The 12,369-nt window shown below is 65.2% G+C and carries 11 protein-coding genes; 7 read left to right on the forward strand and 4 right to left on the reverse strand.

Annotated elements, in window-relative coordinates; translation table 11 throughout:
- Window positions 1-3: 3 nt before the first annotated feature.
- On the forward strand, window positions 4-333 hold the full coding sequence (gene clpS / locus FFS35_RS14645) for an ATP-dependent Clp protease adapter ClpS (protein ID WP_137787952.1): 330 nt from the start codon (window positions 4-6) through the stop codon (window positions 331-333).
- A 60-nt stretch (window positions 334-393) separates the two neighbouring features.
- Window positions 394-1,677 carry a UDP-N-acetylglucosamine 1-carboxyvinyltransferase gene (gene murA / locus FFS35_RS14650; RefSeq protein WP_137787842.1) on the forward strand — a complete coding sequence of 428 codons (1,284 nt, stop codon included), beginning with the start codon at window positions 394-396 and terminating at the stop codon, window positions 1,675-1,677.
- A gap of 15 nt (window positions 1,678-1,692) precedes the next feature.
- On the opposite strand, the gene FFS35_RS14655 is transcribed toward murA, so the two are convergent.
- The 3 genes from FFS35_RS14655 to FFS35_RS14665 form a co-directional block, all read right to left on the reverse strand.
- Window positions 1,693-3,288: an AMP-binding protein gene (locus FFS35_RS14655; protein ID WP_137787843.1), complete on the reverse strand. Its 1,596-nt coding sequence runs from the start codon at window positions 3,286-3,288 to the stop codon at window positions 1,693-1,695.
- On the reverse strand, window positions 3,285-4,847 hold the full coding sequence (locus tag FFS35_RS14660) for an acyl-CoA synthetase (protein WP_212742222.1): 1,563 nt from the start codon (window positions 4,845-4,847) through the stop codon (window positions 3,285-3,287). The genes FFS35_RS14655 and FFS35_RS14660 overlap by 4 nt, the downstream gene beginning before the upstream one ends.
- Before the next feature lie 61 nt (window positions 4,848-4,908).
- Window positions 4,909-6,168, reverse strand: a complete 1,260-nt coding sequence (locus FFS35_RS14665; RefSeq protein WP_137787844.1) for an acetyl-CoA C-acetyltransferase — start codon at window positions 6,166-6,168, stop codon at window positions 4,909-4,911.
- A gap of 81 nt (window positions 6,169-6,249) precedes the next feature.
- Here FFS35_RS14665 and FFS35_RS14670 point away from each other — a divergent pair, with 81 nt between their 5' ends.
- The 3 genes from FFS35_RS14670 to FFS35_RS14680 are packed head-to-tail and all read left to right on the forward strand — an operon-like array spanning window position 6,250 to window position 9,431.
- A complete protein-coding gene (locus tag FFS35_RS14670) occupies window positions 6,250-6,828 on the forward strand; it encodes a TetR/AcrR family transcriptional regulator (protein ID WP_249341675.1) in 579 nt (192 codons plus the stop codon).
- The gene (locus FFS35_RS14675) at window positions 6,828-7,787 is read left to right on the forward strand and encodes an NADPH:quinone oxidoreductase family protein (protein ID WP_137787846.1); all 960 of its coding nucleotides are present in this window, start codon (window positions 6,828-6,830) and stop codon (window positions 7,785-7,787) included. Before FFS35_RS14670 ends, FFS35_RS14675 begins: the two co-directional genes overlap by 1 nt.
- A gap of 30 nt (window positions 7,788-7,817) precedes the next feature.
- Window positions 7,818-9,431 (forward strand): choline dehydrogenase, encoded by a 1,614-nt coding sequence (locus FFS35_RS14680; protein ID WP_137787847.1) that lies wholly within the window; start codon window positions 7,818-7,820, stop codon window positions 9,429-9,431.
- Here the strand turns inward: FFS35_RS14680 and FFS35_RS14685 are convergent.
- On the reverse strand, window positions 9,428-10,363 hold the full coding sequence (locus FFS35_RS14685; RefSeq protein WP_137787848.1) for a right-handed parallel beta-helix repeat-containing protein: 936 nt from the start codon (window positions 10,361-10,363) through the stop codon (window positions 9,428-9,430). The two genes, FFS35_RS14680 and FFS35_RS14685, sit on opposite strands and share 4 nt — an antisense overlap.
- 191 nt (window positions 10,364-10,554) lie before the next feature.
- On the opposite strand from FFS35_RS14685, the gene FFS35_RS14690 reads away from it, so the two are divergent.
- Window positions 10,555-11,979, forward strand: a complete 1,425-nt coding sequence (locus tag FFS35_RS14690; RefSeq protein ID WP_137787849.1) for an aldehyde dehydrogenase family protein — start codon at window positions 10,555-10,557, stop codon at window positions 11,977-11,979.
- A gap of 66 nt (window positions 11,980-12,045) precedes the next feature.
- Window positions 12,046-12,345 (forward strand): EthD family reductase, encoded by a 300-nt coding sequence (locus tag FFS35_RS14695; protein WP_137787850.1) that lies wholly within the window; start codon window positions 12,046-12,048, stop codon window positions 12,343-12,345.
- Window positions 12,346-12,369 lie beyond the last annotated feature (24 nt).

The following is a 12,369-nucleotide window of genomic DNA, read 5'->3' on the forward strand; positions in this document are numbered from 1 at the left end:
CTCATGGCCGAGCGTCGCGATGACGATTCCGATGGCGGCACCGGGATCGGGATCGCCACCCGCACGCGGACCCGCACCAAACAGCCCACGCCTTATCGCGTGCTGATGCTCAACGACGATTACACGCCGATGGAGTTCGTCGTGCTTTGCCTCCAGCGCTTCTTCCGCATGAACATGGAAGAGGCGACGCGGGTGATGCTGCACGTCCATCAGAAGGGCGTCGGTGTGTGCGGGGTGTTCAGCTATGAAGTGGCGGAAACCAAGGTCAGCCAGGTGACGGATTTCGCGCGGCAGAACCAGCATCCGCTGCAATGCACGCTCGAAAAAGCGTGATCGCCGATCTTCTCTGATCGCCGCTTGGCGCGGTGAACAGGGTTCGATAGACGCGGTCGGATGGACCGTATCCTCATCCGTGGCGGCAACCGCCTTTCCGGCACCCTCCCGATTTCCGGCGCGAAGAATGCCGCGCTCACGCTCCTGCCCTGCGCGTTGCTCACCGATGAGCCGCTGACGTTGCGCAATCTGCCGCGGCTCGCGGATGTCGACAGCTTCGGTCATCTGCTCAATCAGTTGGGCGCCTCCACCGCGATCGAAGGATCGAGGCCCGAGGATTTCGGCCGCGTGATGACGATCCGCGCCGGCAAGCTCACCTCGACCGAGGCGCCATACGACATCGTGCGCAAGATGCGCGCGTCGATCCTCGTCCTCGGCCCGATCCTCGCGCGTGCGGGCGAGGCGCGGGTGTCGCTACCGGGCGGCTGCGCGATCGGCAATCGCCCGATCGACCTGCATCTGAAGGCGCTGGAAGCGATCGGGGCCGATCTGGAAATGTCGGCCGGCTACGTCACCGCGCGCGCCCCCGGCGGACGATTGGCAGGCGGGCGCTATTCCTTCCCGATCGTGTCCGTGGGCGCGACCGAGAATGTCGTGATGGCCGCCGTCACCGCCAGAGGCTCCAGTCGCATCGAGAATGCCGCGCGCGAGCCGGAAATCGTCGATCTGTGCCGCTGCCTCGTCGCGATGGGCGCGCATATCGAGGGGATCGGCACCGAGACGCTCGAGATCGAGGGTGTGGAGCGGCTGCACGGCGCGACCTATGCGGTGATGCCGGATCGGATCGAGGCGGGCAGCTATGCCTGCGCCGCCGCGATCACCGGCGGCGATATCGAACTCACCAACGTGGACGCGAGCGACATGGGCGCGACGCTGGACGCACTGCGCGCGGCGGGCGTCACGGTGGCGGAGGGCAAGCGTTCGGTGCGCGTGTCGGCAACCGGCAAGCTCGCCCCGCTGACGCTTTCCACCGCTCCCTTCCCCGGCTTCGCCACCGACATGCAGGCGCAGTTCATGGCGATGCTGTGCAAGGCCGACGGCGCGAGCGTGCTGACCGAGACGATTTTCGAGAACCGCTACATGCACGTGCCCGAGCTGGCGCGGATGGGCGCAGACATCCAGGTGCATGGGCGGACGGCGGTGGTGCGCGGCGTCGATCGCCTCGTCGGCGCCCCCGTGATGGCGACGGACCTGCGCGCGTCGATGAGCCTGATCCTCGCCGGCCTCGCGGCCGAGGGGGAAACGGCGGTCAGCCGCGTCTATCACCTCGATCGCGGCTACGAGCGGCTGGAGGAGAAGCTGAGCGCCGTAGGGGCCGATATCGAGCGTGCCAGCGACGGTTGAGCCGGGCCGCCGCCGTCAGGCGATCCCGGCAAGCCCCCTCGCCTTGCCGTAATCGGCCTTGCCATTGGGCGCCCGCAGCGACTGATCCGTCGCGACGAAAAGCTTGGGCTGCTTGTATCCGGCGAGTCGCGCGCGCAGATCGTCGCGCACGGCATCCTCCGCATAGCCATCGCCCGCCTGAACGACCGCCGCCACGGCCTGCCCCCATTTCGGATCTGGGATGCCGAACACCAGCGCGTCCTCGACGCCGGGGCACAGCTTCAGCGCCTCCTCCACCTCCTCGGGGAAAATCTTCTCGCCGGCCGAATTGATGCAGGCGGAGCCGCGCCCGAGCAGGATCAGCGTGCCGTCTGCGGCCACCTCAGCGAAATCGCCGGGGATCGAATAGCGCACACCGTCGATCGTGCGGAAGGTACGCGCGCTCTTCTCCGGGTCCTTGTGATACTCGACCGGATTGGGGGGCCCGAGCGCCACGATCCCGCGCATCCCCGATCCCGGCACCACGTCGCGATCCTGCTCATCGAGCACCCGGCAGCGCGGGCCGACCATGAACTTGGCGGTTTCCACCGTGCCCTCGCGGGTGGTGATCGACACGCCCATGCCGATCGCCTCGGAAGAACTGAAGTTATCCTGGCACATCGCCTCGGGCATATGCTGGAGCAGCCCGTCCTTCACGCCCTGCGTCCACATCACGCCGGATGAAATGATCACCCGCATCGACGAAACGTCCCAGCGGCCGGGCGCGGCATCGAGCGCATCGACGATCGGCCGCGCGAAGGCATCGCCGACCACGACCAGCCGGTTCGCCTTCCAGCGGTCGATCGCGTCCAGGGCCTCCTCCGCGCGAAAGCTCTTGCCGGGCAGCGTCGCCACCATGCCACCGCCCAGCATGGCGCCATAAGCGGATAGCAGGCCGGTGCCGTGCATGATCGGCGGGCCAACCACCGTCCTGGGATAATCGGGATTGGCGGCGGCGAACGATGCGGCCTGCTCCACATCCTCGGGCAACGGCAGCCCCTGCGCAGCCGCCGCCGCCAGCCCGATCGCGTTGAGATCGGCATGGGTCCACACCACGCCCTTCGGCATTCCGGTCGTGCCGCCGGTGTAGATGAAGAAGCGATCGGCCGGATCGCGAATGATATCCAGCGATGCGCCGTCGCCCTCCGTCAGCGTCCGCTGCGATACGGCGAAGGCTGGCGGGGCATCGGCGGAACCACCCCATTCAACCCATGTACGCACGAGCGGGGCGCGATCGACCACCGCCGCCACCGCATCGCGCAGCCGCGCGTCATAGAACAGCACGGTCGCGTCGCTATCCGCCAGGATGTAGGCCAGTTCATCCGCGACATAGCGATAGTTGACGTTGACGTGGGCGCCGCGCGCCTTCCAGCAAGCCATCAGCGCGATCATGTAATCGGCACTGTTATAGGCATAGAAGGCCACGCGCTCGCCCGGCTGCAGGCCCCGTTCGATCAGCGCGCGGGCGAGATTGTTCGATCGGCGGCGAAACTCGCCCCAGTCGATCACCTCGTCTCCGTGCGCCAGCGCCACGCGATCGGCGGGAATCTTCCGCTCGACCGCCTCGATCATGTCGCCAAAGTTGAAACTCACGCGGCGGCGCCTTCGACGAGCGGCTTCTTCCCCCAATATTCGTCGCGAAGCAGCCGTTTATAGAGCTTGCCGGTGTCATGACGCGGCAGCTCGGCGCGAAAATCGATGCGGCGCGGCGTCTTGACGTGGCTGAGATGCTCCCGCGCGAACGCGGTCAGCTCGGCGGCAAGTCCCTCGCCGGCTTCCGCCATGTCGCGCGGCTGGATCACCGCGATCACCTCTTCGCCCATTTCCTCGTGCGGGGCACCGATCACCGCGACATCCGCCACCTTGGGATGCGTGACGAGCAGATTCTCGATCTCGGCAGGATAGATGTTCACGCCCCCCGAAATTATCATGAAGCTCTTGCGATCGGTGAGGTAGAGATACCCTTCCTCATCCACCCAGCCCACATCGCCCAGCGTGGTCCAGCCGTGGCTGTCGGTGGAGTCGGCCGTCTTCTCCGGGTCGTTGTGATAGGTGAAGGTGCGCTCACCGGTCGGGCTCTCGAAATAGATCGTCCCTTCGGTCCGCGGGGGCACCTCGTTACCGTCCTCGTCACAGATGTGGGTGATCGTGGTGAGGTTGCGTCCCACCGAGCCCTTGTGCGTCAGCCATTCCGCCGCCTGGATCGCGTGGAAGCCGTTGCCCTCGGTGCCGGCGTAATATTCGCCGACGATCGGCCCCCACCAGTCGATCATCGCCTGCTTCACCGGCACCGGGCAGGGCGCCGCCGCGTGCCACACCGCCTTGAGCGAGGACATGTCGTATTTCGCGCGCACCTCGGGGGGCAGTTTCAACATGCGGATAAAGTGCGTCGGCACCCACTGGGCGTGGGTGACCTTGTATTTCTCGATATATTCCAGCGCCTTTTCGGGATCGAACCGGTCCATGATGACGACCGTGCCGCCAAGCTGCTGCACCGCCATCGACCAGCGCAGCGGCGCGGCGTGGTACATCGGGGCCGGGCTGAGATAGACGATGTCGGGCGTCCAGCCGTAAAGTGCCTGCCCCAGCATGACGAGCGGCGACGGGTTCATCCCCAGCGGCTCTTGCGGCAGCGCGAACCGCACGCCCTTCGGCTTGCCCGTGGTGCCGGACGAATAGAGCATGATCTGGCCGGGAGAAGGGTCTGCGATCGGCGCGGCGGGCTGCGCGTCGCGCGCGGCCTCGTAGCTCTCATAGCCTTCGGCCGTGCCGCCGACCATGAAGCGCCGCAGATCCGCGATGCGCGGCAGCAGCGCGGCGGCGCACGCCTCGGTCGCCTTCGACACGATCAGCACGCGGCAGTCGCCGTCGCGAAGGATATAGTCCACCTCGTCGACCATCAGCTTCGACGACAGGCAGGTGACATACACCCCGGCCCGCTCCGCCGCCCACATCACCTCCAGATAGCGGGCGTTGTTGTCCATCATCACGGCGATCGCGTCGCCGCGCTTCAGGCCCAGCGAGCGGATCAGTTGCGCGCCCTGGTCGGCGCGGCGATCCAGCTCGGCATAGGTTACCGTCTCGCCCGTGGCGGCTATTACATAGGCGGCCTTGTCAGGCGTCGCCCGAGCATGAGCGACCGGATGCAGCATTTCTCACTCTCCAAAAGAAGGGCGCGGCGACATCTTGCGCGTCGTCCACGCCGGCATTTCTTCAGCTCTCGACGCGTTCGACGATGATCGCCGGCGCCATGCCGCCGGCGGCACACATCGTGACGAGGCCATAGCGCTTGTTCTGTCGCTCAAGCTCATCGACGACGGTACCGATAAGGATCGATCCGGTCGCGCCGATCGGGTGGCCCAGCGCGATCGAGCCGCCGTTGACGTTGACCTTGGAGCGGTCGAGATCGAGATCGCGGATGAACTTTTCCGCCACCACGGCAAACGCCTCGTTGATCTCCCATAGATCAATATCGTCCTTGGTGAGACCCGCCTTCGCGAGCACCTTCTTCGCCGCTGGGACTGGCGCGTTTAGCATTAGCGTGGGATCGTCGCCGATATTCGCCATCGCAACAATGCGTGCGCGCGGCTTCAGGCCATGCTTGTCAGCATATTCCTTTGAAGCGAGCAGCACCGCCGCCGCCCCGTCCACGACACCCGAAGAGTTGCCGGCGTGGTGGAAATGCTCGATCTTCAAATCGGGATATTTGCGATTGATCTGCGCACGGAATGTGTCGCCCTTCTTGTTATAGGGCATATCCGCGATCGCCGCGAACGAGGGCTTGAGACTGGCAAGCCCCTCCGCCGTGGTTTGCGGGCGCGGATATTCGTCCTTGGCGAGCACGACATTGCCAGAGTCGTCCGTCACTGGAACGATCGACTTGTCGAAACGCCCTTCGGCAATCGCCACCGCCGCCTTGCGTTGGCTTTCCAGGCCGAGCGCGTCGAGTTCCTCGCGAGTGATCCCTTCCATGCTGGCGATCGCATCGCCACAGATGCCCTGATGGCTCTGCGGATGCGCGGCATTGAGCCGCTCGTTTCCCGATCCCATGCCTAGCATTGGCTTGCCGGCTTCCATATCCTCCTGCGACATGGCGGCCGTGAGGCTCATCATCTCGGTGCCCCCCGCGATAACGAGGTCTTCCATCCCGGACATGATCTGCGCCGCCGCAAAGTTCACCGCGGTAATCCCGCCGCCGCAGAAACGATCGAGCGTCGTGCCACTAGCCTTAACGTCATAGCCGGCATCGAGCGCCGCCATACGGCCCATGTCCCCGCCCTGCTTCCCGCGCTGGGTGGAGGTGGACCAAATGATATCGTCCACCTCGGCGGTGTTGAGATTATTACGTTCCTTGATCGCCTTAAGCACGGTCGCCGCGAGATGCTGCGGATGCAGATCAGCCAGCGCACCCTTTCCCTGCTTGCCGATTCCACGCGGCGTGCGAACGGCGTCGATGATATAGGCGTCGGGCATTGCAACCTCTCCAGACCTGATGACGGCGCCGCCTCTTTACCGGCGCCAATTTCCAGCATAACCTTGGTTATGGTACAGGGGATGTCAAGCGTGTCGCCAGCAATTCAGACCGCAGCGCGGTCGCCGGACCTCACGCCGCGCGATTGGCTGGAAGCGGGCCAGTCTCTCTTGCGAAGGGGCGGCCTGAAGGCGCTCAAGCTACGGCCGCTCGCGGAGGAGCTGCGCGTTTCCACTGGCAGTTTCTATCATCATTTCAAGGATTTCGATGATTATCAAGGGCAGCTCGCGCGCTATTTTGCAGAAGATCAGGTAACTGACCTGATAGACGCGCTGGAGCGCGCTACCTCCGATCCGATCGCGCGCATACGCCTGCTGGGACAGACCGTTCGCCGGCGGGGCGCCTCCAGGCTGGCGATCGCTATGCGCGCGTGGGCGGAAAGCGATGCGCGCGCGCGCGCCGCGGTTGAACGCCACGATGAACTGATGCTCGATTTTCTGGCGCGCAGCCTCACCCAGGCGGGCTTCACCCGGCATGAGGCAGAGGTTCGCGCCTATGGGTTAATCACGCTGGGGCTGAGCAAGGTCCACGCGCCGCATCTCGACATGGCATCGTTGTTCGATTCGCTGCTCGATATCATGATCGCGCGCGCAGCCGCCTGATGAGGGCGCTAGTCGTCTCCGCTCTCTCGCCCGATCTGTCGGGCACCGCAATCGTGGATGTCACGGCGCCTCGCCCCGCGCCCGGCAAGGTGCTGGTGCGGGTGAAGGCCGCGTCGCTCAACTATCCTGATCTGCTGATGACGCGCGGCGAATATCAGCTCAAGCCTCCGCTTCCCTTTGTGCCCGGCATGGAAGTAGCGGGCGAAGTGATCGCGGGCGACGGATTTGCGCCGGGCGAGGCTGTGGTTTGCGGCACACGCCTTGGCGGCTTCGCAGAGATCGTTTCGGCCGACGCGGCGGGTATCCGCCGAAAGCCCGAGCACCTCTCGTTTGCCGAAGCCGCGTGTGTCGGCACCGCCTATCTCACCGCTTATGTCGCGCTGGTGCGGCTTGGCATGGCTCAGCCCGGCGAATGGGCGCTGATCCACGGCGCAACCGGCGGCGTCGGGTTGGCTGCGGTGGACCTCGCGAAATCCCTCGGCTGTCGCGTGATCGCCTCCTCCCGCTCCGCGGAAAAGCTTGCGCGGGTGGCGGCGGACTATGCACCCGAAGCCACCGTGATCGCGCCGGGCTTTCGCGAGAAGGTGAAGGAGATCACCGGTGGAGGCGCGAACCTGATCTATGATCCCGTCGGCGGCGACGTTTTCGACGAATCGACGCGCTGCATCGCGTTCGGCGGCCGTCTGTTGGTAGTGGGCTTCACATCAGGCCGGATCGCGACCGTCTCCACCAACATGCCGCTCATCAAGGGCTTCTCGGTCGTCGGCGTGCGCGCCGGAGAATATGGACGGCAATTCCCCGACAAGGGGCGCGAGAACATGGATGCGGTCTGGCAACTTGCCGAGCAGGGACAGATCCGGCCGCGCGTGCACGCCGAATATCCGCTCGCCGACTGGCGTGCCGCCTTCGAGGCGATGCGCGACAGCGCGATGGTCGGGAAGCTCGTTCTGGTGCCGTAGAATAGCGAGAACAAATCAGGAGAGAATGACGTGGCAGGCTATGACTATGTCGTTATCGGCGGCGGCTCCGCGGGATGTGCGCTCGCGGCACGACTTTCCGAGGATCCGGCGGCTAGCGTCTGCCTGCTGGAGGCGGGCGGCGCGAACAAGGAGATGCTGGTGCGGATGCCCGCTGGCGTCGGCAATCTTATCAAGGCCAAGGGCAAGCACAACTGGGGCTTCTGGACGGAGCCGGAGCCGCATCTAGACAACCGCCGTCTGTGGTGGCCGCGCGGCAAAGGGCTCGGCGGATCGTCCGCGATCAATGGCATGGTCTATATGCGCGGTCATCCGCAGGACTATGACGAGTGGCGACAGCTCGGTCTCACGGGCTGGTCGTGGGATGACGTGCTTCCCTATTTCCGCCGTCTCGAAGGCCATCATCGGGGTGAGAGCGACGGGCTGCACGGCGCGGGCGGCCCGCTGATCGTTTCCGGCGGCGAGAATGACAGCCCGTTTCATGATGCGCTGATCGAGGCAGGCCGACAGGCCGGCTATCCGCTCACCGGCGATTTCAATGGCGCGGCGATGGAGGGGTTCGGCCGCTACGATCTGACGATCGCCAACGGCCGGCGCTGGTCCACCGCCGAGGCATATCTGCGTCCGGCAATGGAACGACGCAACCTTACGGTCATCACGGGCGCGCGCACAACGCGAATCGTGATCGAGAGCGGTCGCGCGATTGCGGTGGAATACGTCGCTGGCAATCAGCCCGCGCGCGTCGCGGTTGCGGGCGAAGCTCTTTTGTGCGCGGGCGCGGTGCAAAGCCCGCAGATCCTCCAGCTTTCCGGCATCGGCGATCCCGCACGCCTGAAAGATGCCGGCGTCCGCGCAGTTCACGACCTGCCTGGCGTCGGCGAGAATCTGCAAGACCATCTTGATGTCATCATGAACTGGCGCTGCCACGGCCTGACCACCGCCTATTCTGCGACGAAGGGACTGCGGCAGATCCGGATCGGTCTCGAATATCTGCTCCGTGGCACCGGCTATGGGCGGCAACAATTCCTTGAATCCGGCGCCTTCGTGAATTCGCGCGCCGGCTTGTCGCGCCCGGATATACAGATCCATGGCGTGCTCGCGATCATGCAGGATCATGGCAAGGTGCGCGTGAAGCAGGACGGCTTCTCGATGCATCTGTGCCAGCTTCGCCCGGAAAGTCGCGGCCGCGTGACGATCGCATCGGGCGATCCGCTGGCGGATCCGTTGATCTTTGCCAATTACCTGAGTCAGCCCGAGGACGTGCGCGTTATGCGCGAATGCGTGAAGATCGGGCGCGACGTGGCCTCACAGGCCGCGTTTGATCCCTATCGCGACGACGAGATCGCACCCGGCGCAAGCGTGCGCAGCGATGCCGAAATCGATGCCTGGGTCCGTCAGAAGTCGGAAACGATCTACCACCCGGTCGGCACGTGCAAGATGGGCGTCGATGGCGATCGGATGGCCGTGGTCGACGCGCAGCTCAGGGTGCGTGGGGTGGAGGGGCTACGCGTCGTCGATGCCTCGGTGATGCCAACTCTGGTGGGATCGAATACCAACGCGCCGACTATCATGATCGCGGAAAAGGCGGCGGATATGATCCGTCGGCGGGTGGCGCTCGCGGCCTAGGGCTTGCGATCCTCATAAGCGCGCACGCCGGGCCCCAGCCTGTTCGCTCCCAGCGCCAGCCGATCTCCGCTGACGTTGGCGACGAACGCCGGGCTCTTGCTCTGCCCCGGCGCAAGCGTGGCGACATTACCGGCGATGCGCAGGCCGGTGGCGGGGTATTTCCGCGCCTCGGCCGATACGACGATCATGCCTGTCCAATTCTCCTTGTTCGGCCCCTGCACGAAGGTGTTGCGCAGAATTTCGCCCGTTCCTCCTTCGGGCAGGTCGATCGCGTAATTGGTCTTGCGTCCCGCGCTGTCGTCAAAACTGTTGTCGTCGATGCGCAAATGCGGGGTGCGCAGCTTGACGTAATGGCCGCCGCGCCCGCGTTCGAAGCGCGAGTTGGTGACCGATATCTCGCCGGTGTTGGCGAGATAGATGGAATGCGCGCAATCAGGCGTCTCGTCGCACTGGCCGAGGCCGGAGAAGGTGGAGTGATCGATCAGGATCTGCGTGGCGTCGCCGGTCGCGCCCAGAATACCCTCCTGGCTATCCACGAACATGGAGTTGCGTACCGTAAGGTCGCCGATCTCGATGCGGATGCCCGCGCCGTTGCCATCCGGCACGCGGATGTTGCGAAAGACCAGGCCGTCCACAATCGAGGCTTTCCCGCGCAGCACCAGCGCGGCCTTGCCCTCGCACGCATTCTCGAAGATCGCCTTGCCCGGCTCCGTCGCCTTGAAGGTGACGCGCCCGGCCTGTTGAATCGCACATTCACGATAGATGCCAGGGGCGATCAGCACGGTGAGATCCTGCCCCCGCCGCGCCATCAGCGCATCCTGCAGGTGTGGAAAGCCCTGGCCCGTCTCCGCAATCGTGAACGGCGCCTGCGCGGGCGTCGCGGCGGCCGGCAGCAGCGGCGACAGGGCGAGGAGAGCAGCGTGACGGCGCATGCCGGAAGGTTCCTTTCATCGTACCGCGCTTTCTTGCGCGCGCTCAGGTGACGACGGAAGAGGCTTTGTCAGGCAACACGCGAACGTCCCGTCGCGGTACGGTTGGCGGGCGTCGCGTTTCCTGTTGCAACCTAATCGACGACAACGCATGAGCATACCGGAATCCCCAAACTTTGCTGGAGAGGCTCGTCATGGAAAGCTACCTGAAGCACTATATCGATGGCGCATGGGTGGAGAGCGATGGCGGACGGCGCCATGAGGTGATCGACCCGGCCACCGAGCAGCCGTGCACCGAAATCACGCTCGGGACCGCCGCCGATGTCGACAAGGCTGTCGCCGCCGCGCGCAAGGCCTTCGAGACCTGGTCGCAGACCAGCGTCGACGAGCGTGCCGCGATCCTCGAAAAGATTATCGCGGGCTACAAGGCGCGCATCCCCGATCTCGCCGCCGCGACCAGTCGCGAGATGGGTGCGCCGATCTCCTTCGCGAACATGGCGCAGGCCCCCGCAGGCCTCGGGCATTTCATGGGCACGCTGGCCGCGCTGCGCGCGTTCCAGTTTTCCGAACAGATCGGCGCCTCGCGCGTAGTTCACGAGCCGGTCGGTGTCGTTGCGATGATTACGCCGTGGAACTGGCCACTCAACCAGATCTGCGCGAAGGTCGCTCCCGCGCTCGCGGCGGGCAACACGATGATCCTGAAGCCATCGGAAGAGGCCCCCGCCAACGCGCTGATCTTTGCCGAAATCCTGCATGACGCGGGCGTTCCGGCCGGCGTGTTCAATCTGGTCAACGGGGATGGCCCGGGCGTGGGCGCGGCACTGTCTGCACACAAGGGCGTCGATATGGTGAGTTTCACCGGATCGACCCGCGCGGGCGTTGCCGTCGCCACTGCGGCCGCCGCGACGGTGAAGCGCGTCCATCAGGAGCTCGGCGGCAAGGCCCCGAACCTCGTGCTCGAGGGCGCGAAGCTGGAGGAAGTGCTCCCGCCGACGCTGGCCGGCGTGATCGCCAATACCGGGCAGAGCTGCATCGCGCCCACCCGTCTGCTTGTCCACAAGAGCCAGGCCGACGCCGCGACCGAGGTGGTCAAGGCGATCATGGATGCGACACAGGTCGGCAACCCCGAGGAGCAGGGCGCGCATATCGGCCCGGTCGTCAACAAGGCGCAGTTCGAGAAGATCCAGGGGCTGATCCAGTCCGCGCTCGACGAAGGCGCACGGCTTGTCACCGGCGGCACCGGCCGCCCCGACGGCCGTAATGCGGGCTATTTCGTCAAACCAACCGTGCTCGCGGACGTAACGCCGGAAATGCGCATCTATCGCGAGGAAACCTTCGGCCCGATCGCGACGATCACCACCTACGACGATCGCGATCAGGCGGTGGAGATGGCCAATGACACCGAATACGGCCTCTCCGCCACGATCTCCGGCGATCCGGCAGAAGCGGCGAAGATCGCGGGCAAGCTGCGCGCGGGGCTGGTGACGATAAACACCTGGGGCCCAACCCCGGGAACCGCGTTTGGCGGCTACAAGCAATCGGGTAACGGGCGCGAGGGCGGCAAGTTCGGGCTCACCGATTTCATGGAAGTCAAAACGATCGTCGGCGAACCAGCCTGAGCCTTCATCCCCACGGGGCGCCGCAATAAACGGCGCCCTTCTTTTTTGCTCGAAGGAGAGCACGGCATGATCGTATCGGTCGTCTATCCCAATCACGAAGGCGCGCGGTTCGACAGCGCTTATTATCGCGATCACCACGCCCAGTTGGCGGACGAGATCTGGAGCCCCGAGCGGATCGAATTGATCGAGGGTCAGCCGATGGGCGGGGTGCCGAGCCCGTTCGCGCTCATCGCGCATTTCCACTTCGCGTCGCCCGAGGCGCTTGGCGAGGCGATGGCCACGCCGCGGCGCGGAGAACTGCAGGCCGATGTCGCGAAGTTCACGGACATCACGCCGCAGGTGATGATCGGTACTAAGCTGGCGTGAGATCGGGGGGGGGGCGGCTCGCAG

This window comes from Sphingomonas sp. 3P27F8 (genome assembly GCF_005502745.1).
GTDB lineage: Bacteria > Pseudomonadota > Alphaproteobacteria > Sphingomonadales > Sphingomonadaceae > Sphingomonas.